This is a genomic window from Cupriavidus alkaliphilus (assembly GCF_900094595.1).
GTDB classification, from domain to species: Bacteria; Pseudomonadota; Gammaproteobacteria; order Burkholderiales; family Burkholderiaceae; genus Cupriavidus; species Cupriavidus alkaliphilus.
In genome coordinates, this window is record NZ_FMAD01000005.1 from 157,155 (window position 1) to 179,683 (window position 22,529).

General features: G+C 61.2%; 19 protein-coding genes and 4 pseudogenes. 13 read left to right on the forward strand and 10 right to left on the reverse strand.

The genetic code is table 11. From position 1 onward, the window contains the following. Window positions 1-44: 44 nt before the first annotated feature. The 3 genes from GA0116996_RS12645 (at window position 45) to GA0116996_RS12655 (ending at window position 4,878) form a co-directional block, all read left to right on the forward strand. Entirely contained in the window at window positions 45-608 is a 564-nt protein-coding gene (locus GA0116996_RS12645; RefSeq protein ID WP_092311641.1) for a J domain-containing protein, read from the forward strand. A 224-nt stretch (window positions 609-832) separates the two neighbouring features. Continuing rightward, window positions 833-4,171 (forward strand): bifunctional diguanylate cyclase/phosphodiesterase, encoded by a 3,339-nt coding sequence (locus GA0116996_RS12650; protein ID WP_092312274.1) that lies wholly within the window; start codon window positions 833-835, stop codon window positions 4,169-4,171. Between the two features lie 74 nt (window positions 4,172-4,245). Continuing rightward, on the forward strand, window positions 4,246-4,878 hold the full coding sequence (locus tag GA0116996_RS12655; protein WP_092311644.1) for a glycine-rich domain-containing protein: 633 nt from the start codon (window positions 4,246-4,248) through the stop codon (window positions 4,876-4,878). A gap of 169 nt (window positions 4,879-5,047) precedes the next feature. Here the strand turns inward: GA0116996_RS12655 and GA0116996_RS12660 are convergent, their stop codons facing one another. Both GA0116996_RS12660 and GA0116996_RS12665 read right to left on the reverse strand, forming a co-directional pair. Then, window positions 5,048-5,809 (reverse strand): SDR family NAD(P)-dependent oxidoreductase, encoded by a 762-nt coding sequence (locus GA0116996_RS12660; protein ID WP_092311647.1) that lies wholly within the window; start codon window positions 5,807-5,809, stop codon window positions 5,048-5,050. 42 nt (window positions 5,810-5,851) lie between these two features. Beyond that, a complete protein-coding gene (locus GA0116996_RS12665) occupies window positions 5,852-6,592 on the reverse strand; it encodes an SDR family oxidoreductase (protein ID WP_092311650.1) in 741 nt (246 codons plus the stop codon). A 284-nt stretch (window positions 6,593-6,876) separates the two neighbouring features. Here GA0116996_RS12665 and GA0116996_RS12670 point away from each other — a divergent pair, with 284 nt between their 5' ends. Then, the gene (locus GA0116996_RS12670; protein ID WP_092312277.1) at window positions 6,877-7,770 is read left to right on the forward strand and encodes an AraC family transcriptional regulator; all 894 of its coding nucleotides are present in this window, start codon (window positions 6,877-6,879) and stop codon (window positions 7,768-7,770) included. A gap of 333 nt (window positions 7,771-8,103) precedes the next feature. On the opposite strand, the pseudogene GA0116996_RS28450 reads toward GA0116996_RS12670, so the two are convergent. Beyond that, window positions 8,104-8,797: pseudogene (locus tag GA0116996_RS28450) on the reverse strand (alpha/beta fold hydrolase); the annotation flags it as partial. Window positions 8,798-9,094: 297 nt separating this feature from the next. Then, a pseudogene (locus GA0116996_RS28455) lies at window positions 9,095-9,646 on the reverse strand (AraC-like ligand-binding domain-containing protein); the annotation flags it as partial. Window positions 9,647-10,332: 686 nt separating this feature from the next. Here GA0116996_RS28455 and GA0116996_RS12685 point away from each other — a divergent pair. The 8 genes and pseudogenes from GA0116996_RS12685 to GA0116996_RS28465 all read left to right on the forward strand — a co-directional run. Further along, a complete protein-coding gene (locus GA0116996_RS12685; RefSeq protein WP_092311653.1) occupies window positions 10,333-11,457 on the forward strand; it encodes a hypothetical protein in 1,125 nt (374 codons plus the stop codon). A gap of 10 nt (window positions 11,458-11,467) precedes the next feature. Continuing rightward, on the forward strand, window positions 11,468-12,466 hold the full coding sequence (locus tag GA0116996_RS12690) for a TauD/TfdA family dioxygenase (protein WP_092311656.1): 999 nt from the start codon (window positions 11,468-11,470) through the stop codon (window positions 12,464-12,466). 45 nt (window positions 12,467-12,511) lie between these two features. Next, on the forward strand, window positions 12,512-13,483 hold the full coding sequence (locus GA0116996_RS12695; protein ID WP_092311659.1) for a phosphotransferase: 972 nt from the start codon (window positions 12,512-12,514) through the stop codon (window positions 13,481-13,483). After that, window positions 13,468-14,673, forward strand: a complete 1,206-nt coding sequence (locus GA0116996_RS12700; RefSeq protein WP_167355502.1) for an MFS transporter — start codon at window positions 13,468-13,470, stop codon at window positions 14,671-14,673. Before GA0116996_RS12695 ends, GA0116996_RS12700 begins: the two co-directional genes overlap by 16 nt. Before the next feature lie 110 nt (window positions 14,674-14,783). Continuing rightward, window positions 14,784-15,506 carry a hypothetical protein gene (locus tag GA0116996_RS12705; RefSeq protein WP_141693732.1) on the forward strand — a complete coding sequence of 241 codons (723 nt, stop codon included), beginning with the start codon at window positions 14,784-14,786 and terminating at the stop codon, window positions 15,504-15,506. Further along, window positions 15,487-16,200, forward strand: a complete 714-nt coding sequence (locus GA0116996_RS28620) for an HAD-IA family hydrolase (RefSeq protein ID WP_167355503.1) — start codon at window positions 15,487-15,489, stop codon at window positions 16,198-16,200. Before GA0116996_RS12705 ends, GA0116996_RS28620 begins: the two co-directional genes overlap by 20 nt. A gap of 86 nt (window positions 16,201-16,286) precedes the next feature. Beyond that, window positions 16,287-16,485: pseudogene (locus GA0116996_RS28460) on the forward strand (IS30 family transposase); the annotation flags it as partial. Next, a pseudogene (locus tag GA0116996_RS28465) lies at window positions 16,472-16,693 on the forward strand (hypothetical protein); the annotation flags it as partial. The pseudogenes GA0116996_RS28460 and GA0116996_RS28465, both read left to right, overlap by 14 nt. A 122-nt stretch (window positions 16,694-16,815) precedes the next feature. On the opposite strand, the gene GA0116996_RS12725 reads toward GA0116996_RS28465, so the two are convergent. The 6 genes from GA0116996_RS12725 to GA0116996_RS12755 form a co-directional block, all read right to left on the reverse strand. Continuing rightward, window positions 16,816-18,150 carry a hypothetical protein gene (locus GA0116996_RS12725; RefSeq protein WP_141693733.1) on the reverse strand — a complete coding sequence of 445 codons (1,335 nt, stop codon included), beginning with the start codon at window positions 18,148-18,150 and terminating at the stop codon, window positions 16,816-16,818. A 101-nt stretch (window positions 18,151-18,251) separates the two neighbouring features. Then, on the reverse strand, window positions 18,252-18,704 hold the full coding sequence (locus tag GA0116996_RS12735) for a hypothetical protein (protein WP_141693734.1): 453 nt from the start codon (window positions 18,702-18,704) through the stop codon (window positions 18,252-18,254). A gap of 108 nt (window positions 18,705-18,812) precedes the next feature. Next, window positions 18,813-19,172 carry a DUF4238 domain-containing protein gene (locus GA0116996_RS12740; RefSeq protein WP_092311681.1) on the reverse strand — a complete coding sequence of 120 codons (360 nt, stop codon included), beginning with the start codon at window positions 19,170-19,172 and terminating at the stop codon, window positions 18,813-18,815. Window positions 19,173-19,542: 370 nt separating this feature from the next. After that, window positions 19,543-20,460 (reverse strand): NADP-dependent oxidoreductase, encoded by a 918-nt coding sequence (locus tag GA0116996_RS12745; RefSeq protein WP_092311684.1) that lies wholly within the window; start codon window positions 20,458-20,460, stop codon window positions 19,543-19,545. Next, a complete protein-coding gene (locus tag GA0116996_RS12750) occupies window positions 20,460-20,888 on the reverse strand; it encodes a nuclear transport factor 2 family protein (RefSeq protein WP_092311687.1) in 429 nt (142 codons plus the stop codon). The genes GA0116996_RS12745 and GA0116996_RS12750 overlap by 1 nt, the downstream gene beginning before the upstream one ends. Before the next feature lie 24 nt (window positions 20,889-20,912). Next, a complete protein-coding gene (locus tag GA0116996_RS12755) occupies window positions 20,913-21,353 on the reverse strand; it encodes a DoxX family protein (protein ID WP_183300166.1) in 441 nt (146 codons plus the stop codon). Between the two features lie 93 nt (window positions 21,354-21,446). On the opposite strand from GA0116996_RS12755, the gene GA0116996_RS12760 reads away from it, so the two are divergent. Continuing rightward, a complete protein-coding gene (locus GA0116996_RS12760) occupies window positions 21,447-22,349 on the forward strand; it encodes a LysR family transcriptional regulator (RefSeq protein WP_092311690.1) in 903 nt (300 codons plus the stop codon). Window positions 22,350-22,529 lie beyond the last annotated feature (180 nt).

A 22,529-nucleotide genomic window follows, 5' to 3' on the forward strand; every position in this document is an offset into this window, starting at 1 on the left:
GCGTGCTAGCATGAACGCCTCCGCTCTCCTCCGCCCCGCTTCCCATGACCACGCTCTACGCGACGCTTGGCGTACAGGCCGATGCCACCCTGGATGAGATCAAGCTTGCCTATCGCCGTGCGGCAATGAAATGGCATCCGGACCGCAATCCCGGTCGCGAAGCCGAAAGCCATGCCGCGTTCCAGCAGATTCGCGATGCCTATGCGATCCTGTCCGACGCCGAGCAGCGCCAGGTCTACGACGACGTCTTCGAACGCGAAATGCGCAGGTGGGAAGCCGAGCACGCAGCACAAGAGGCCGAGGAACGCCAGGCCCAGGAGCAGGCGAGACGCGTCGCGCAGGAGCATTACGAGAAGATGGTGGCCATCGCGATGCGCTTTGCCGACGAAGGGCATTCGCGCGACGTCCTGTTCGGCATCCTGCTGGGCAAGGACTGCGAGACGGAACTCGCCGGACGAATTGCCGACAGCGTTTATGCACTGCATGAGTCGCGCCACGCATGCGCCGAGGGCGAGGCCGTAGCGCCGGCACATGCCGGCACCGCGCGCACCGAGATACCCGTCAGCCCGTTCGACGCATTCTGGCAAGGGCTGTTCAGGTTTCGCTAGCAGGCGAATCCACACCCCCACTTTGGTGGGGTGTTGGCGCTGCAAAATTGAATCTCCGTTAACCGCCGTTTGATATAGATTGTAAAGACATTTAGAGCCACCGGTTCGCATAGCAGGGCCTGGCCGCAGTTCATCTTTGGTATCAGCCGTCGGCGAAGACCACGATCTCGTGGTGACCGCCGGCGAGCCGGGGGGAGACAATCTTGCGCCTGGTGCTTGCGCGCATGCGGAGCCCGCTTGGACGCCTTGGGTCGCGTTCCATCACGGCGGGCACGGTGCTTCTTGGAGCGCTGACGACGGCTGTCGTCTATGCGTTCTGCACCGATCTGCTGGAACGGGATGTGCGGCTGCGCTTCGAGAGCGATACCGGCGACGTGGTCCAGCAGATCGATACGCGGATCCGGCTCTATACCGACGTGCTGGTCACGATGCAGGCGCTGTTCGGTGCCAGCGACGATGTCTCGCGCGGCGAGTTTCGCGACTTTGTCGTCGGCCTGAACCTGCCGCAGCGCTACCCCGGTTTCCAGACCCTGAACTACGCGCCCTATGTGCCGGCGCCGGAGGTCGATGCGTTTATCGCCCGGCAGCGCAATGATCCGATCCTGCGCGAGGCCGGCGTGACGTTCAGCATCCGGCCTCCCGGCCCGCGGCCGGGCTACTTCGTCCTGACCTATGTCGAGCCGCTCGACACCAACCTGCGGTCCATCGGCGTCGACATGGGTGCCGAACCGCGCCGCCTCGCCGCGCTGGAGCGCGCCCGCGATACCGGGCACCCGGTGAGCAGCGGCCGGCTGATCTTCAGCGACGCCAAGGATCCTCATGTGGGGATTGCCCTGCGCCTGCCGGTGTATCGCAGGGCGCTGAACCTGGATTCCGTGGAGGCGCGCCGCGCCGCTTACGTCGGGTCGGTCGGTGCCGGCATTCGCGTGGCGGATTTGCTCAAGGACCTGGTCAGCAACCAGAACCTGCGCCCGATCCGCTTTCGCGTCTATGATGCCGGCGACATCGCGGCGCCAGCCGATCCCCTCTCCGCCAACAACCTCCTTTACGACAGCCGCACGGGGTTGGCGACGCCGCGGCCGGGCCGTGCCGCGCAAGGCCGCGCAGCGCCTCGCGCGGGCACGCCGGCGGCCGAACCGGCGGCCAGCCGGGACGACCTGGCCAAGAGCGTCGAGCGCAACTTCGGCGGACGGCGCTGGGTCATTGCCTTCGCCGCCGACTCGACCGCAAGCGGCGGCCCGCAACGCTATCTGCCGACGCTGGTGATCATTTCCGGGATGATCATCACCGTGCTGCTGGGCTGGCTGGCCTACGCCTTGTCCAGTTCGCGTGCACGGGCCGTAGCCGTAGCCGACCAGATGACGCACAGCCTGCGCGAAAGCCAGGCCGCGCTGGCCGAGGCGCAGCAGATAGCCCAACTCGGCGACTGGCGCATCGACCTGGGCAAGGACGTCGCCCACTTTTCACGGGAGATGGGTCGCTTGCTGGGCTGGCGCGGCCACAGGCCGACACCGGACACGCTGTTCCAGGCGATCGAGACCAGCCATCGCGCGGTGTTGCGGGAACGGATGGAAAAAGCCGCGCGGGACCTTCAGCCGTTCGAGCTCGAGTGCCCTTACCGTACGCAACGTGGACAGCGCGGCTGGTTGCATCTGATCTGCCACGCGCAGGGTCCGGCGGGCAGCAGTACCGCCTTGCGCGGCACGGCACAGGATATCAGCCAGCGCAAGTCGGCAGAACAGGCCCGCGCGCAAGAGCACCAGATCGCCCTGCACCTGGCCACGGCCGACAGTGAAGCCGAAGTGCTCGAGGACATCGTCCACACGCTGCTGGAAGGCATGGAATGGGAGGCCGGCGCATTCTGGCCGGCCGACGAGGGCCATGGCAACAAGCTGCCGCAGGTATGCCTGAGCCGCGCCAAGGCGCTCGAGCCATGGCTCGCTTCGCGCCCTGCCCGTGCGCCGGATGCCACGGCCATCACGGCGCCACAATGGTATGCGGGGCTGCATGACGTGGCCAGCCATGCGCAAGCCGGTTGGCTCGCAAGTGGTGGCATCCGCACGGTATTCGCCTTTCCGCTGAGCCGGGGTCACGTCACCCTTGGCGTGGTCGAACTCTATTCCCGCACCCGGCGCAGCGTCGATGTCCATGCGCTGGCGATGGCCGGCGGCATTGCCAGCCAGACCGGGCATTTCCTGCTGCGGCGGCAGGCCGAGGAAAACCTGCGTTTCATCGCCAATCACGATGCCCTGACCGGCCTGCCCAACCGGCTGATGTTCAAGGCCGAGTTCGAAAAGGCCCTGGCACGCGCCCGCGCCGGCGGGCAGGCGCTGCACGTGATCTTCGTCGACCTGGACGAATTCAAGGTGGTCAATGACACCATCGGCCACAACGCCGGAGATGCCGTGCTCCGCGAAATGGCCGAGCGGCTTCGCCAGGGCCTGCCCGAGGTGGAGCTGATTACACGCTTCGGCGGCGACGAGTTTGTCGTGCTGCTCGACCCCAAAGGCGATTCGGCGATTCTCGCCCGGACCATCTCGCAGCTACAGGCCGTGCTCACACCCGCCTTTGTCATCAATGATTCCGAAATGCGGATGACCGCCAGCATCGGCATCAGCTCGTTCCCCGAAGACGGCGACGACTGGCAAACCCTGCTCAAGCATGCCGACCTGGCCATGTACGGCGCCAAGCAGCTGGGCAAGAACGGCTATCAGTTCTATTGCCGCGGCATGAGCACGACCTTGCAGCGGCGCATCGACATGGAGTCGCACCTGCACCGCGCGCTCGAGAATGATGAGTTCGTGCTCTATTACCAGCCGCGTATCGCGCTGGCATCCGGCACCTGCACCGCAGTCGAGGCACTGATCCGCTGGCGCCACCCGGAGCTTGGCCTGGTCATGCCCGCCGACTTCATTCCCTTCGCCGAGCAAAGCGGCGCCATCGTAGAGATCGGGGCGTGGGCGTTGCGCGAAGCGTGCCGCCAGAATGCCACGTGGCTGGCCCAGGGCCTGCCGCCGGTCAGGGTTTCGGTCAATCTCTCCGCCCGGCAGTTCGCCGACAAAGCGCTCAGGCTGACCATCATCGATGCGCTGCGCCAGGCGGCCCTGCCAGGCAACCTGCTGGAGCTGGAGCTGACCGAAAGCATGGTCATGCGCGATGCCGAACAGGCGTCGAACTGGTTGTCGCGCCTGAAGCGAACCGGCGTGCGCCTGGCCATCGATGATTTCGGTACCGGTTATTCCTCGCTCGCCTACCTGAGCCGCTTCCCCATCGATACGGTCAAGATCGACCGCAGCTTTGTCCGTTATGTTCCGGAGAGCCGCAGCGACACGCAGATCACCAGCGCGGTGATCGGCCTGGGCCACCGGCTCGGCCTCGAGGTCGTCGCCGAGGGCGTGGAGAACGAGGCACAGCTTGAGTTCCTGCGCCGCGAAGGCTGCGACGAAGTGCAGGGCTACTACTTCAGCCATCCCCTGCCGCCGGCGAAGATCACTGCCTTCCTCGCCAGCCGCATGGAGAATGGCCCCGATTTCGCACGGGGCCAGGAACCGATGCGCGCCTGACCGAGGCCAGGCGCGCGTCCGTGTCGTCGCAATGCAGGCAGTCCAAGACCAGCAAAAAGAGAGGAAACTGAATCATGCATGAACGTACTGTGCAAGCCATGTGGCAAGACATCGATGCCCTCGATTTCTCGAGGATGAAGGCCAAGCTGCTGCACCAGCAGCATCGGGACTGGACCCCGGCGTCCCTGGAGCAGGCCGAGGACGGCTACCGCCAGTTCCTGAAGCTGGCTGCGAAGTATCCGGAAACACCGGCCGTGCCCAGCGAGCTGGTCGATGCCTTCTGGCACGCCCACATCCTGGATACCCGGCGCTATGCCGACGACTGCATGCGCATCTTCGGCCGCGTCCTGCATCACGATCCCTACGTCGGCATCGATGGCCCGGAAGACGAGGCGCGCCTGATGGCGATGGCCGCCTCGAGCGATGCGCTGAACATGCGCGAGTTCGGCAACCCGCTCACCTCCGCGGCGTACTGCGCCCGCGCTGCAACCGACAACGCCGCGTATTGCGCGCGCATGAGCGAAAAGCAGGATGCCGCGTACTGTGCGCGGCTGGCTGAAAGCAAGGATGCCGCCTACTGTGCTCGCCTGGCGACGGATAAGGCTGCCTACTGCGCGCGGGAAGCGGAAAGCGGGGTGGGACGGGTGCACGCGGTCACTACGAAGCCCGCTTATTGCGCGGTGACTTCGCCGCGTGGTGTTGCTTGACATCGGATGAGAAGGCACTCATCACATTAGCCCGAGTGTACATATAGCGACCACTGGTACAACCTGCAGATCGCTCCCCGTTATCTGTCAGGTGATTGTGAATGCGCGGCTTTGCCGCGCATTTTTTTAATCAGTCCGCGAAATCCATGGCTTCGGACTGGTCATGTCTTCAGGGCAGCGCCACGCTCATGCCCCCGTCGGCCATGACGACGGCGCCGACCATGAAACTGGCCTTTTCCGAGGCAAGAAATGCGATCACCTCGGCAATTTCCCTCGGCTGGGCTGCGCGGCGGATGGGCGCCTTCTTGCCGTGCTCCGCAAGGAACGCCTGGCCGTCGGCATGGATGTGGTTGGTAATGTTGGTGATGACATCGCCGGAGCCCACCGCGTTGACGCGAATGCCATGTTCGATGGCTTCCAGCGAGAGCGCCCGCGTCAACTGCGCCAGCGCACCCTTGGACGCCGCATAGGCCGCGATCAGCGGAAACGCCTGATAACAGGCGTAGGAGCCCACGTTGACGATGGCGCCAGTCTTTGCCGGCACCATCGCGCGCATGGCTTCCCGCGAGAACAGGAACGCGCCCGTGGCGTTGACGGCCTGGATGCCGTTCCAATCCTCGAGCGACATATCCACGAGCGGCTTGTTGATGATGACCGCCGCGTTGTTGACCAGGATGTCGAGCTTGCCAAACCGCTCGATCGCGGTGGCCACGGCCTGCACGGCGCTTTCCTCGCGCGCCACATCGGCGACGACGGGAACGAGACCGGGACGAGCCAGCGCTTCCACCTTGCTGCTGCGCTCAACGGCAATCACATTCGCGCCCTCGGCATGGAGCAGCTCTGTCGTGGCCAGGCCAATGCCACTGGCCGCACCGGTAACGATGGCGACCTTGCCTGCGAAAGCGCCACTGGCTGGGTTGCGTGATGTCATGAGGTTCTCCTTGATCGGGTTGCGTAGTACGTATCGGTTGGGTCAGTACGGGCTGGCGGTGGGGCGTACGACGATCTCGCTGACGTCGACGTCGGCGGGCTGCCCGACCGCGTAAGCAATGGCGCGGGCGATGGCGTCGGGCGTGATGGCGATGCGGCGGAACTCCTGCATCGCCGTGCGCGCGGTGTCGTCGGAGATCGTGTCGGCCAGTTCGGATTCCACAACGCCCGGGCAGATCACTGTCACGCGGATCTTGTCGGTTTCCTGGCGCAGCCCGTCCGAGATGGCGCGAACGGCAAACTTGGTAGCGCAGTAGACCGCGGCGGTCGGCGACACGGAAAGGCCGCCAATCGAAGAAATATTGATGATCTGGCCGTGGCCTTGCGCTTCCATCGCCGGCAGCACCGCGGCAATGCCGTGCAGCACGCCGCGGACGTTCACATCGATCATCCGGTTCCACTCGCCTAGCTTGAGGGCGTTGAGCGGCGAAAGCGGCATCACGCCTGCGTTGTTGATCAGCACGTCGATGCGGCCGAAAGCGTCGAGCGCGAAGCGCGCGAATGCCGCCACGTCATCAGCCGAAGTCACGTCGAGTTCGCGATAGCGAACCATGCCCCCGGACGCTGCAATCGATTGCGTCAGCCCGGCGAGCCTGTCGGTGCGGCGCGCGCCAATCACGAGGCGGTGTCCTTGCGCGGCGAGCAAACGGGCCGCGCCCTCGCCAATGCCGCTGCTGGCGCCGGTGATCAGAATAACTTTCGATTCGCTGGATGTGTTTGCCATCTTGCATACTCCTATTGCTGGTTCGGATCGGGCCGCCGGTGCCCACGCTTTTCCGCAGGAACCTTCTGTGCCCGGTTACGGCTCTCAATGAAGCGAAATGGTTCGTCGGCCGGTGAGTGAATGATAGGGATGACGGGTCTTCAGGCGAAGACACGGACCGATGCCGTTATTGCCTATTCCTATCAAGTGCGCTGGCACCTCTCGCGAGGCGGGGCTACAATTGCGCCTGTAGCGAACAACAGGAGACTGCGGTGTCGAAGGTCCGCTCCCCCGCTTCCGTCAGGATGGTCCGCCTTATCGAGACGCTGGCGCCTAACGAGGGATACACCCAGTCGGCGCTGGAAAGTGTCCGGCTGATGCGTTCCGACCGGCCGCTCGGGCGCACGCCGGTGCTGTACGAGCCGAGCATCGTGATCGTTTGCCAGGGCCGCAAGCTGGGCTTTCTGGGCAATCAGGTCTATGTCTACGACGCACAGCACTATCTCGTGCTGTCCGTACCGCTGCCGTTTTCGACGGAAACCCAGGCCTCGCCAGAGGAACCCATGCTCGCGGTGTCCATCCGCCTCGACCTTATCGAACTCAGCGAGCTGATCACGCAGATCGGTGCAGTGGGTCATCTTCCTGACGAGCCGCCCAATGGCATGGTGTCTACCCGGCTTGACGAGAATCTGGCCGGCGCAACAGTCCGGTTGCTGGAGGCCTTGACGGTGCCAATGGATGCGCAGATTCTGGGCCCGAGCCTGGTGCGGGAGATCTGCTACCGCGTACTGACGGGCGCGCAGGGCGGCGCGATGCGTGCCGCGCTTGCCCACCACGGACGTTTCGGTCGCGTCGCGAAGGCGCTGAAGCGGATTCACACCGACTATGCGACGCCACTCAATGTGACGTGCCTGGCCAAAGAAGCCGGCATGAGCGTGCCGGCATTCCACGCCAACTTCCGCACCGTGACGCAAACTTCGCCGATCCAGTACATCAAGTCCACCCGCCTTCACCAGGCGCGGCTGATGATGATTCGCGATGGCGTCACCGCCGCGGCAGCTGCGGGACGCGTCGGCTATGAAAGCACCTCGCAGTTCAGCAGGGAGTTCAAGCGCCTTTTCGGGAGGACGCCGGTTGAAGAGGCGCGCGACATGCGCGAGTCGTTCACCCTTTCGCCGGCGGTTCGCTTCGGTGCCTAGGCAATGCCTACCGGGCCACGTCCTGTACGGAACCGGAATTCGTGAGACTACGTGCTTTTCTGTGAGACTAGACATTTGGAATTAGTGCGACTGCCGCGCGCTTGCCTAGAGACCAAGCGGGCTGCGCGCTAGGAGCGCGAAACCCGCTTCCCTACAGTCCCGTACTTGTGGGGAAGCACTGACCGGGGGGCGCATTTGACTGCTGCCGGCCATTTGCGGCCGTTCGTCCACTATCTCAGACGGACACTCAAACGTCGGCTCCACATCAGACTACGGACATTCCCCCGCGAATTACATAGGAGCGTTATGGGCCGCCTACTCCCATGCGCTTGAACAGCGGATGTAGTGTCTTGGCACGCTACCCCAACGCGCGGGGGTGGTCGCAATCGGCGTCGCGAACGGAGCGACAGGAACATCCCGCGTCAGCAGGTTGGCCATCGCGTCGAAGTCCGCCTGACTTACGTCGGCATAGAAGGCCAACTTGGTATTGGCGCGGTACGTCGCGGAGCTGCTGCGCTGGTCGATGCGCAGCGCGCCGACCACCGCCGGATCCGCCAGAAGCTGCGGGCTAACAAGCTCTCCAGCGTTTTCCGGCGATTGGATGTAGGCGACACCGGGAACCCCCGACTTCGGCATGAAGGCCGTGAGCTAGACCAGCTTGGCCAGCTTTTCCGGCACACGCTCTGCCACTGCCGTGGCCACGACTCCGCCCATACGGTGCGCCACCAGCACCACCTTGTCGTGCCCCGATGCGCGGACCTGGTCAATGGTGGCGATGACGCTGTTGGCGTAGTCGTCGAGCGTGGTGCCCGAACGCGGCCGGATCGAGCGGCCTGACGTCGTAGGAAGTCGGGAAGCGTGTGTTCAGGCCGTGCGCTGGAAGGTCACGTGCTACCGCGCAATGTCCCTTGGCAGCCAGCAACGGAATCACGCGTTCGTAGGTCGACGCACCGTGCCATGCGCCATGAACCAAGACGAACGCCGGTGCCAAGACATCTTCCGCCTGGTTGCCATCGCAGGCGGCCAAGCCGACGCCCACAGCAGTGCCTGCCGCAAACTTCATAGAATCTCGTCTGGTGTTGTGTCCCATGTTGTCTCCTGGGTCTGAGGAAGCCATGTTGTGCTGGCTTGGTCGAGACTCTAGGCAGACCCCTGTTGGGCCGGCAACCGGCCTTGCTTGCGAGCGCAAGCGACTTGTCTGAGAGTGCAGCGACGAGGGCGGCGTCACTCCGAATCGCGCCGCCACGCGCTGGGTGCCACGCCGAAGACGTCGCTGCTGGATTTGCCCAGGGCCGGAATCCATTGCGGCCGACAGCGTGGCGCGCAGCAAACCGACCAGGGCCTGAGCGATGTGTGCGGCGTCAGCGGCACGGATATCGCTTCGCCACTGCGACAGCGGCTGCATCTGGCTCACCAGCAAGTGTGCTGGCGCGGTCTCGGGCAGTCGCAGAGGGCGCCCATCGAAGGACGGGGTATCCCGGCCGTTCAGCACCGAATGGGGAACCGCCAGCGACAGCAAGTCAGTTTGCTCCGGTTGCTTGAGCTTGAAAGGCCGGCAACTGTCAAAGAGCAGCAAATGCCCCGGCGCCGCCGCTACCTCCAGTCCGTTTTGCTCAACGCGGGCGTTGCCCGACAGGTAGAGATTCACGAAGAAGACAGGCGAACCACCTCGAGATACGGCGGCGGACGTTCGCCACGTGTCATGCGACGGGCCGCGTACCTCATTGAACGCAAGACAATCGATCGTGCGGTGGGTCATCGCTGCCTGAAAGTCGTCCACGCGGTTCAGTTGGGGGGTCATATGCTCGCGCGGAGATGTCGCGCCAGAACTCCCTGCGTTGCCTGCTGGGAATGGCAAGTGACGTCCAACTGTCATACATGCGCGTCATGCTCCGTAAAAGCGCCGCCAAGGAGCAGAGAAAAACTCAAAGATCTTTTCCTGACGGACATAGGCGTCGAGTAAAAAGGCGGGACAACAGGCGAGCAAAGCATCGCACTCCCTTACCTCCAGAATGCGCTGCATATCCCTCCAAACGCCCAATCACCTTGGCCATCCCGGGATGAAGAGCTGGCCATTGAGCCCGCGGCCGGTAGGGAGAATTGGGGCTGAACGCGCGTATGCGCCTGCTGCTTACGGCTCCTTTCCGACGATCGGAGGACACCATCTCAGTCGGCTCAGACGTGTCCGGATCATGCAACACGCTCACGCGAAACAGCGAACGGCCTTGCTGCGTTGGTTACGCTTCGATCGCAAGCGGGTCATTCGTTCGCCCCGCGCAGATCAGCCTCGCAGAAGGGTCTTACTGATGGTGCTTTGACCGCGCCCCCTGACCTTATAGGGTGGATTGTCTTGTCAACCCCCACCTTCGTAGTTATCGGTCTATTGTCTTGACATGCCGACATAAGCACTTCTTACACGGCAACAAAGAACATTTCATGGCCAAACATTGAATTAATGCGTTCGGGCTGAGGCAATATGGCGCGGCATTACGTCATCAAACTGACACACGCGGCGGACAGACATCCCGCCATCTATAAAAATTAAGCGCAAGGACGAGTGGCATGTCTGTCAGCAGAGTCGGGACGGCGGAGGAGGAGTATCTGGTCTTTGGAAAGCGGTTCCAGATCCATGCGCCGCAAAGCTTGTGGGCCAGCTATTTCAACTACTTCAGCGACAGCTACGAGCCGGCTCATCAAGAACAAAGGGCCTTGGCAGACACTACCGTCATTCGCGTACGCTACGTTGATCGCACAGATATTCTCTCGTCGATTACGAACAGCGAAAAACGCGTTGCTTTCCATCTGTCATCGAACTACGGCCACTGGAATATTGTTGGCTATGGCGACGGCCACGATATGGTATTGCCGGAATACGGGCTGGCAATTCAATATTTCGAAGACGGCCACGTCGACATATTCAGCGACTGTCCACCGCATCCTCGATCAATGGAACTGGTATTCCATGTCGCGCGGAACATCAGCCTCTATTCGCTGGACCGTCGAAACACTCTGCTATGCCATGCAAGCGGCGTGGCCTTCGATAACCGCATCGTGCTATTTGGCGGGAACAAGGGCGCGGGGAAGTCAACGCTCTTCATAGAGGCCGTCTCCAGTGGTGGAGCGCCCTTCGCGAACGATCGCACCGCAATCGATATATCTACCGGCACCGCAACTTCTTGGCCTAGCTATCTCAGCTATTGCGAAGGCACCATCGGGGACTATGGGCATCTGACGCGAGCCTTCCTCGACTACGAACAGGACTCGCTGTCGGTGGGAATGAAGCGGTGGGGCACAGTGCTTCGGCGCGACTATAGCCAGGACGCCAAGCGGATCATCCCGCCCCACTTTCTGACGCGTGCGCTGAACCGTCGTTACTGTCAGAACGGCTACATCGCCGCGATGGTTGTACCTCGGTTGGATCCTGGGCTGACGACACCGTTCAAGTGTTCAGGTCCGCTAGAGATGGCGGCACTGACCCCTGCTGAGGCCACTGCGCTTCGCATGCCCCAGGAGGATCCTGACATCCCTCGGTGGCACGGCCGCGGGACTACCTTGTCGAACACGTCCGGCAGTGACAGCGGAGTTGCACTGCTGCGCAAACTCGCGGTACCGGCCTATCGCATCGAAATGAATCCCAAAAGCGGAAAAGAGCAGTTCGTTAGTTTCCTCAAAACAATAATGCAATAAGGAGCTTACCGTGTACCGCGAATTGAGTGTTGCCTTTTCGTTTACCGATGAAGAACGGGTCCGCATTACCGAGGCGCTAACCGCCATCCGGGTTAGCCCTTACAAGGCGTATCCGGCGTTTCGTAATATCATCCGCAGGCTCATCTCGGAGGACATCGGGCTACAACGCTTCCACAATGCGATTTCGTGGTTCGGAGCGCAGTCCTCCTACGACCAGCCGTTCTTCTTCGCCGAGAACTGCCCCATCGACGCGGACCTCCCCGAGTTCTCGAACGAGGATCCCGTTGGTGAGAAATACGCAAAGAAAAAGACGTTCGTTGCGGAGGGCTTTCTGCAGATTTTCGCCGATCTGTCGGGACAGCATCCCATCTCCTATATGAACGTCAACGACGGAGACGTTTTTCAGGACATTTTTCCGAAGGAATCGCTGAAGCACACCCAGTCGCAGAAAGCGCTGGGACCCATCAACTTTCACAAAGATCTCGCTAACCACTTTGTTCGGCCCGACTACGTCAACATTCTCGGACTCCGCAGTCACGAAGCAAACGAAATCTGCACGACCTTCGTCTCGAATCGTGACGTTCTTGAAAACGTCTCTGCGACAACGCGCGATGTGTTACGGCAGACGGAGTTCTATACGCCCTTCGACGACCTCACCACCAGCGAAAGCCGCGTGGACGTCGGACGGGCGCCAAACCATCCGATCTTGTCGGGAGACGCGGATATTCGCTTCTTCGAGAATCGCACCGAAGGCTTGACTGCTCGTGCCAAGGCGGCGGTGGCCGAGCTGCTGGAGGTGGCGCACGCGCATAAGGCGAAGGTACTTATGCGGCCCGGAGACTTTGTCTCGATCGCCAACAATCTATCGCTCCACGGGAAAGAGATTCACAGCGTCGCCTCAGAAGAGCAAAAGGCAAAGCGTTGGAGCATCAAAACCGTCAACGTGCAGTCCATTGCTCCCCATGTTCGGCGGCTCGTCGAGGGCACAGACTATCTGGTCAACGGTTGACCGTACCGTCGCCTTTCATCCCTTTCTTCTATAGCACTGACTAACATGATGACTGAACTGTCTGCCGGCGACCTCAAGCCCCTGGAGCCAATTGTCGGACGCGTGGATGCACTGACAGAGGTCTCCGGTGGACTGTTCAACCGCGTGATGCGCGGGGAAGGCGAGCTTGGCGTCTTCTACGTCAAGCAACTGACCGATAGTGCGCGTAGTGGCAGCTTCCCGCCCTTGCCCACGAGCCGCACGCAGCGATACGCGGTCGCAGTGTCCTGGCACGAACACGCCCTAGCCTGCTCCGCAGACCATAACGTCGTCGTTCCCGTGCTCTTGGGAACATCCGCCGACGATTCGCTGATTGTGATGTCTGAAGTCTCCGGGCGGCCACTCTATGAAGACTTGGTGACTAGCCCTATGCCGCCAAGTTTTGTCGAAAGCCATCTGCGGAAGATCGTGGCGTGGCTTGGCAGATTCCACGAGCGACCGATGCCGGAACGCGAGCGGATGCATGCGGCCAGCGACGCATTCAAACGGTACAAGGTCGGCCTACAATACCTGGACCTCTTCCCCCTGTTGCCTTCGTCGCTTCTCGATGGCGCGGGCGCCTTTGTGGCTTCATATCTGCAAGCTACGGACGACGTGGTCCACGGCGACCTGAACTCGAGAAACGTTCTCGTTGAGTCGGACAAGATCGCAGTGATCGACTTCGAGCAAGGACATCTCGGAGAGGGCATCTACGATTTGGCCTACATTTTGTCCGAGTACGTGATCTTCTCTCACGCCCATTCGCATACGTCGATGGAGACCTTCATCGGTGCTATGTGGCGCGAGTATGTAAAGGTACGACCCAGCGTGAAGCTGGATGTCGAGGAATGCCGCTTCCAAGTGCACCTTGGCTTTCAGACTTTGTATCGCCTTGTCGGTCCATCGCGCACAGTGTGGAGTGGGCATCTGGACGATTTCGTGAAGCGCGACCTCACTGCTTGGTCAATGGACCGGCTGTCCAAATGGCTGCCGACGTGAGGATCGGTACCTCCACGACGGCCACCTTCGCAGGATACGTCACCTTCTTTCTCCCGGCCGGGGTCCTCCTCAGCTTCCTTTCGCTGTACTTGCACGGCAAGGGCATGTCCACGGCCGAGGTCGGCTTCATTGTGAGCTGCTTGTTTAGTGTCAAGCTGGTCGCCAGCCCGCTAATTGTCCTCTTTGCCGATGCGAGGGACCGCCATGCCGGTGTATCAACCGTATTCCTGGCCCTCTCGCTTCTTGCCGCTGCAGGTCTCGGTTATCTAACTGGCTTTACCTCCTTGGCGCTGGCCACGGTGGCGCTGGCTGTCTCACGGAATTACTTTCAGTCCATGCTGGAGAACCGGGCCGTCAAGCTTCGTAGCGGCGGCCGGCCACAATACGGCGCATTGCGGCTGACCGGGTCACTAGCCGTCGCAATAGGTGTCGCCATCGCCGGCGCGGTGCAGGCGTGGCGTCCCCAGGCCTTTCCGGCGGCATTTGCCGGGCTGCTGGTGGCATCGAGCTTAGGTTTTGCAGCGGCGACCCAAGCGATGCCCGTTCCGCCGAATAGTGGCGCGGTAGCTTCGACAACATTCGACCCGCGCGCAGCAGCCGGCGGGCGCGCACGAGCGGTCATTCTTGTACTGTTGGCGGCGACGCTATTGGTCGGTGCCCACGGCGCCCTTTACAGCGTGGGCAGCATCGCGTTGGAAAAGCACGGCTTCGGCCCTGCCGCGATCGCCGTGATATGGGTCGGCACCTTCGCCGCGGAAGCGATCGGCTTCGGCCTTCTGAATCGTGCAACGAATTCACTCGGGCCGCGGGTCATCGCCTTCGCAGCCTCGGTGGCGATACTGCGCTGGGGGTTGATGGCGGTCCTTTCATCACCGGCGTGGTTCGCCGCAACTTTCTTGCTCCAGGCAGTCACCCTCGCGTGGTGTCACGGTACGCTGGTCAAGACAATAAGCGATCTGTTCCCAGGCCGCTTTGCGGCGACAGGCCAGGCCCTCTACCTGGCAGGGGCGCACGGCATCGGCATGTCACTGTGCACATACTTCGGTGCAAAGCTCTTCGTTGTCTACGCCGACCAGGCATTCTTGCTTCCCTTGATGATGACCCTCGGTGGATTGGCTGCCTGGTATAGCTCGGCGGCTGCGATCCGAAAATTGGAAAAGGCAAACGCATGCGCCCTGCCCACGACATAGCAGTTATCGTTGACACCGTAGTCCGCGCTGGCCTCTCGACAGATTTTCCAACTATCGCCATTGCGTTGGGGGGGTCTCACGGTCAGAAAGACAACGACGACACCTCCGACGTGGACATCGTCTTTGTGGTGGATGTCTCCGATCCGCTAATGGCTGCCAGCAAGTTGAAGACCACCCTAGAATCCCACCTCGACGTGAGCGGGACCCTGCAATCCGGCCCCGGCTGGAAGGACGGATTCGGTTGTCGGTTCAACTACATCTATGCCGATGGATTCAAGCTCGAGTTGTTCGTTATGAGTCCCTCGACCCTGCCAAAAAGTCACCGCGTCGGCCGGTGGAAGCCGTTGTTTGGAGAGTCGGCATTGAGAAAATTGGCCGAATCAGTCCTCCCAAGCTTGGCGCCAGAACGGCTGCTCTCACGTGCGATCTTCGATTTCACATACTATGTCATGTCACTGCGTCGCCATGTGAGCCGTGGCGAAATGCTGTCGATCGACTACGTGCTGGCTGCATTCTTGGCGACACTGCTGTCTATCCATCAGCTGAAAACTCGCGGAATCTACGATCCCGCTGTGTCGTACAAACGGGTCTATCGAGACGGTGAGATCCAGCAAGGCGATGTTGCGGAGATCCGCGCGGCAATGGCCTTGCCACGCGAGACATTGGAATCGGCTGCAATAGCGATCGAACGGCTTGTGCAGTTGGGCGAGCGCCAGTTGCATGAGGCGTTAGGGAGATACCCCTCCGTGCAAGGCGAATGGGATCGCTCGTTGGCCGTACTGCGCGCGTGCGCGGGCTGGACGGACGCACACAGTGCAGCCCAGGGAGGCTAAGCCTCGCACGGCAGCGGTACTGTGGGATCTTGATGGCACGCTGGCGGACACTGCGGGGGATTTCGCGGCGGCCGGCAATTCCATGCGGGCCTGCCGCTCGCTTCCACCGCTCAGCGTTGATGAATACCGCGGCGTCGCACGGCACGGCGGCCGGGGCGCGGTCCGCACCGCCTTACGCCTGCCTGCAGACAGCCCTGTAGATCCGGACCTCCTTGAAGAGTTCTTCGTCGCTTACGAATCCACACTTTGTGTGCATACAAAGCTGTACCCCAACATAGGGGCGATACTCGCCGGCCTCGCCGAATCAGGCGTTGCGTGGGGTATTGTCACGAACAAGGCGGCGCGCTTCGCAGTCCCCCTCGTTCAAAGATTGGACCTGCAGCCCGCCGTTCTGATTGCTGGAGATACCACCGCCCACCGGAAGCCCCATCCAGCGCCGATACACGCCGCCTTACGGTCCTTGTGTCTACCGGCGTCGGCCTGTGTGTTTGTCGGAGATGACGAGCCAGACGTCGCAGCAGCTAAGGCGGCGGGAGTGGGATCGATCCGCGTTACGTACGGCTACGGAGTTCCCACGCCAGACATGGCACGCGGCCGCCAGGTTGGCTGCACGGCTGAGCTTTTCGATGCCTTGATGTCACTACTCATCGATGCACATGACTCGTATTCCGACTTCACAAAAAGGTGCCCTTAGGAATTAAGAAGGCTGCGCGTACTTGCCACTGGCCGAAGAAATTCCGCCCATGGGCGTCTTGGACGCCTCGTGATCGCAAGAAATGTGCAAACCAGGCGGATGAGCTTGCCTGGGCGCGCGCGCGCCGCCCAAAGGCCTGTAAGCTCATCGGATACCGAACGCTGGCGCAGGTTGTGGCAGCCAAGCTGAGGTCGCAATGGTCCCCAGAGCAGATTGCAGGCTGGCTCAAGAATGCATATGCGGTCAATAAGGGCTACCAGGTGTCACACGAGACGTCACGGCGTACGGCACGCACACCATGCGGCGGACGAAGGCATCGCTCATCTATCGCAGAACCAAGAACCTGCGCGCGGTGCAATTGCTGCTGGGCCACACGAAGCTGGAGAGCACGGTTCGCTACCTCGGTATCGAAGTCCACGGCGCACTGGAGATGGCGGAGCAAACGAAGTGTGAAAAAAGCTCGGGCCGGCGAGCGGGCGCTTGCCGGCCATAAATGGTCCTTTACAGGCTGTCGGACAATGTCCGATGAAGAACCACGAGGGCCGTTTTTCAAAGCGACGGTGAACCGGCGATTCGAGGGACGACCCGCCAAAACGTTACCCTGCTCCGCCCAAGCTATTCGTCGTCTTCGTCACGTTGGTCGCCGTCCGCATCCTCATCTTCGTCGTAGCCCAGCCCCCTGAAAATTTCCCAGCTTGCCAGGAACGGGGTCAGCGTTTTGTAGGCGAACTTGGGAAGATCATCGCTGTAGAAAATCTCATCGACCTTCTTGTCATAGACGTACTCGATGTATTGAAGATAGATCTCTCGAAGCAGACCGGTTCGATGCAGATTGAGGTTATGTGTGGTGACCGCATCAACGAAACTTGTCTTCAAGCCGTACCAGTCGGGCAGCGAAATCTCCGGCCGAACCGTGCCTGTCATGCTCAAGAAGCAAAATTCGAACTGTTCGCGCGAAACCCGGATAAGCTTGTCGTGAAAATTGCTCTCCATGGTATCGATCCAAAACTCCTTTCCATCGTCAGTGAGTTGATCATAGACCGCCTGAACCTGCGCAAGCCGGCCTTCATCTGAGCGGCCATAGACGACACCCTCATGGACTGACGTGCGATACGAGCAGAAGGGATTCATCGCTGCAACGACGATGGTATTTGGGTTGGGAAAAAGCGTCGCCACCTCTCCCCATTTCTGGTTTGCGTAAATGAGAGCATGAAAACCTTCGGCTTCCAGCCTTTGGGCGATCGAGTTACTGATGACATTAAGCGCGTCGAGGGTGTAGTCGGGCGGAGTGCTTCCGTCCATGCCTCCATCAGGATCGATCCACCCTTCGATCATCGGGAACGAAAGGGCAACGCAAATCATCGAACTGTCGTTCAAGATGTTCCGCTCGAAGGCTTTGTAATATTCTTCGCCGGGGTAGAAGACCTCCAACGCAAATTTTCCTGCGTCTTCGTGCGGGATCAGCGCGATGATGTTCTTCTCGTTAGAGACAAGCTCCTGAACAAACGCATCCTTGACCGTCCGGCCTTCCATCGGCGCTACAAGAACTGATGTCACGGCCGACTCTTTGAGACCGGGGAAGAGTGAACCGAAGTAGTTGGAATACGCCAACAACTCTGTGAAGGCTTGGCGCTCCGTCTGATTCGATTTCTTCAGTTCGATGATGGTCAACCCAGTCGATTCCGAATTTCCGAGCAAGTCAACCCGAGTCGGATGCAGTGCACCGCGGTCAAGCCGCAGTTCCTTCGACGTCAGAACGAGGTCCTGCAGATTGGCGAGTATTTCATTGATCTTGCGTTCTGCGCGCTGCTGCAACAGAAATCGGATGGGTGGAAAAGAATTTTCCGTCCATCTCACCGGCTCACGCCGACCGACGACGAGGGTGGACAGATCCTCCTTGTGATGTTGAAACAAGTAGTCCCGGAATGAATTTTCACTGACGGTCAACATATGTGGTGTGTACGTGATTTTTGCGTCAAGATCAGATATCGGACTTGTGGTATGTCGCCATTGAACGATATTCCTGTGCCGGAACTACCGAATCCCGAAAATCATACATCAGCGCCCCGCGCGCGGTCTTCGCCGAGAAGCAGCAGTTCCGCCGGCGCCAGATGCGCGCGCACAAAGTCAGTGAGGCTGGTGTCTCCGGCGTACACCTGGGCATTCGCCAGCCGAACCACTTGGAAGTTGAGCCATTCGGCCAAGGATCGAAGGCCGTAGAACTTCGCAAGGTACTCTGCTACGCCCTTTTCCGGGCAAGCAAAGAAGGCGAAGCGCGGGCTGATGGGCATAGCAATGACGCTGCCGGGGTGATCTAATCCCGGAATGATGACCAAGGGGTGATCGCTGCTCAATAGCGGTATGCCCGCGCCGCTGAAGTCCATCTGCCACCATTCCATTCGGATGATGCGGTTGTAGGCTCGGTCATCGAGGATCAACGACGGTATAAGCAGTCTCCCGAAGTCCTCGATCAATCCCGGCTTTGCGTGCTCCACCCATTCCAACAGCGTCTCTGGGTCCTCCCCCTCCTTTAACGCTTGATACTGCTCGGGATTTGCCGCGAGGACTTCCCGAAGATGGGGCGGAGCCTGCTCATGCAGGAAGCGGACAATCTAGGGCGAGCGAATCCGCTGCGCCATCAGGAATCGTGTCCAAACGTGACGCTCTTCCATTGTGAGATTGTGCCCACGTCCCGACGTTCGCATTTTGTTTAGGACGAGTCCTGCTGGAGCCTCGATCACCCCTGCTAAGAAATCCTTCTCAATCTGCTGCTGCCTTTCTGGCGGCACGCTGTCGAGGGAATAGAGCCGATCTAGACTGCCGGTAGAGCGTGGGTGAGCCCGTTCGACAAGGAGGCGTCCGCCCTTCCATTGGTATCGGTAGAGGCGTTCGCCCTGCGCCTGCTCGTCCGGCGTGCACCAGCCGTTGAGGTAGAACTGCGGGACGTAGTGATGACGTTCGTTGGCGGGCATATAGGGTGCTGGCTGTCGGGCTGCCTGCAATTCTGCCAGCTCAGTTCGACCTCTGTAATGCTCTGTGTTTCCCACCCCGGGTGTGTAGCGGCGCTGATCGAAGTGCCGCACTAAGGCCTCTGTTCCCCGCCTATTCGCATGTGCGGACGGCCGTTTGACATCGCAAAGCGGCCCTAGAGTGAGGCCGGGCTCAAGGTCCGGAGAGGGTCGCAAAGAGACAGTGAGCGACCGGTGCGGGGCAGTCCAACGAATTCGCACTTCAATTCAGGTCAGTCTCGCTATTTCCGGTTCTCATCCGAACGAGCGCGGACCGAATTGGACGCTAAGTCGTTGATTGTTCGGAGAACGCAGTCTCGAGAATTCCGATTCCTCACACCACGACGACCTTGCCTCTCACGTGGCCGCCCATGCTGTGGCCAAGCGCCTGGCCAGCGGCTGAAAGAGAAAAGACCGAATCGATGTGGGTGCGCAGGTCGCCCGATGCGTGAAGCGCTGCCAGCTTCTCAAGCAGCGGCCCATCGCTACGGGTCGCAAAATGTCTGCCGACCGCCTGTGCGTTCCTGGCACGTGCCGCGTCAGGTCGGGCGACGGTCGAAACCAGCGTGCCGCCGGCTTTCAGTACCGACCATGACCTCTGCTGGGTTTCGCCACCGATCAGGTCCAGCACCAAGTCTACCCTCGGGACATGCCTGGCGAAATCCTCGGCACGGTAATCAATGAACGCATCCGCGCCAAGGCTTCCCACATAGTCGCGATTCCCGGCCGAGCCGGTGCCGATCACGCGGGCACCGGCCAGCCTGGCGAGCTGCACGGCTGCACTGCCCACGCCGCCCGCCGCACCGTGAATCAGGACGGATTGACCGGCTTGCAGGTTCCCATGCTCTTGCAGCGCCTGCCATGCCGTCAGCGACGCTGCGGGAATCGCAGCGGCCTGCGCGAAAGTCAGGGACGCAGGCTTGCGCGCCAGACGGGCCGCTTCCACGACAGCGCGGGTGGCGAAGGCTCCGACGATGCCGATGAAGCCCATTACTTCATCCCCCGGCTTCAGTGTGGTGACGTTGCGCCCCACTGCAATGACAGTCCCTGCGGCATCCACACCGGGCGTAAATGGCAGGGCAAGGGGAATGAAGGCCTGCATGGCGCCGCTGACGATCTTCCAGTCGATGGGATTTACCGAGGCCGCCGCAACCTCGATCAATACGTCATTGTCGCCGGGCACCGGGTCGTCCATCTCGACCAGAGTCAGGCGCTCGGGGCTGCCATAGGCAGTCACTCGAATGGCTTTCATCAAATGCTCCTGGAAGAGACGCCCACCACCGGGGCATCGAGGGCAAGCGCGGCCTGGACGGGGTCGAAATACTCGCGCAGATGCAAGATCCGGCCGTCACGGGCGGTCAGGAACACGACATACTCCTGGCGGTAAGTGCGGCCAGTCGCGGCAATCGCGCCCTCGCCACGGACCCGTGCGATCGCATGCAGGGGGTCGTCGGTCGCCGTCACGATGGCATCGAAGAAGTGAAAGTCCCTGACCGCCCCCGCGAACCAGCTCGCGTGCCGCAGAACGGATTCGCGGCCTTCGAGCCTTAGCGGATGGCCCAGGCTGGGGGCGTAGGGCAGATCCCATACGATGTCCTCGGCGATCAATTCCTGCCATTGCTGCGGCTCGTCCACCAGCCATTGGAGGTGTTGCTGCAGAAGCGTTGTTGCGATGGTCATGAGGTGTCTCCGGTAATGCAATCGTCAGGCGACCGCACGCGCGGCCGGCACGCGACGGTTGTCAAGGCTGAAGGCCCCCGGGCCAAATGCGACCACCTGCAAAAGGCCACCGGCCATCGCCAGGTTCTTCAGGAAATGGAACATCTGGTTCTGGTCGGCGAGAGCGTGGTGAAAAATCAGCGCGGTTGCGACAGCGTAGACAGCAAGCAGGAGTGCAGCCAGGCGCGTCTTGTAGCCGACGACCAGCAGCGTGGCGCCCGCCAGCTCCAGCGTCAGGGCGCCAATCAGTCCGAGCACTGGTGCGGGCAGACCAAGCGATCCGATATAGGCCATCGTCGCGCCGGGGGCCAGGATCTTGCCGATGCCGCTAATGAAGAAGATCGCTGCAATGAGCGCCCGGCCAGCGGCCGCAAGCGCCGGGTTCGCGTTTAGTGAGACGTTGAGGTTCGAGTTCATGGTGATCATCCTTTCAAGAGAGTGGATGACCGGAGATTAGGGCCTTGACATGTATCAAGGAAGCCTATATTTCTAGATACAATCCATCTATTCCATAGATACATGCTCGACGCCGTCTCGCTGGACCAGCTTCGCACCTTCATTGCCGCCGCCGACGAAGGCAGCTTCTCCGCCGCTGGCCGCAAATTGCGACGCGCACAGTCCGTGGTCAGCCATACGCTGGCCAACCTGGAGGGCCAGATCGGCGTACAGCTCTTTGATCGGGCCGGGCGCTACCCGCGGCTGACAGACGAAGGGGCGGCCTTGCTCGCGCAGGCGCGCCTGGTGGTAAGCGGCATGGACGGTTTCAAGGCCAAGGCGCGCGTGATATCCGATGGACTCGAACCCGAGCTGTCCGTGGTGGTGGACGTGATGTATCCGATGGCGTCGTTGACCGACGCCGTAGGCGCGTTCCGAAACGAATTTCCGCACACGCCATTGCGGCTTTACGTCGAGGCGCTTGGCGCCGTCATGCAGCCTGTACTTGCGCAGGCGTGCCGGCTCGGCATCAGCGGCTCGATGCCATCGGTGCCGGAGATTCTCGATGCCGAGAAATTGCTGGATGTGCCGATGATCACGGTCACCGCGCCGTCACACCCCCTGGCGTCAAAGAAGGGCATCATCCGGCCGGCGGATCTCAAGGGACATGTGCAACTGGTGCTGACCGACCGCACCGCACTGACGGAAGGCAAGACTTTCGGCGTCTTCTCTCCACAGATATGGCGACTTGCCGATCTGGGCGCCAAGCATGCATTTCTACGCGCCGGATTCGGATGGGGCCATATGCCGGTGGCAATGGTCCAGGATGACCTCGACTCCGGAAACCTCGTGCCGTTACGGCTCGAAGCCTTCCATCCGTACACACCCCCTATCGCCATGTTCGCTGTGTATCGGAAAGACACGCCGCCGGGTCCCGCCGGCCGTTGGTTCCTTAAACGGCTTAAGACCGCGCGCGATGTCGACTAGCGTTGGCTGTCTGGTTCGCGTCTTGTTCTCACCGTTTTCTGGTCACAGACAGTAATGACGCGATAGACCGCTATGGGCGAGGCAGCGCCGACCGGGGCCCCTCACCCCCCGCCTGTCGCCCGTCCAGCGCCAATTGTTGCGGTTCGCTCAACATACTGACGGCCTTCGCGACGCTACTGG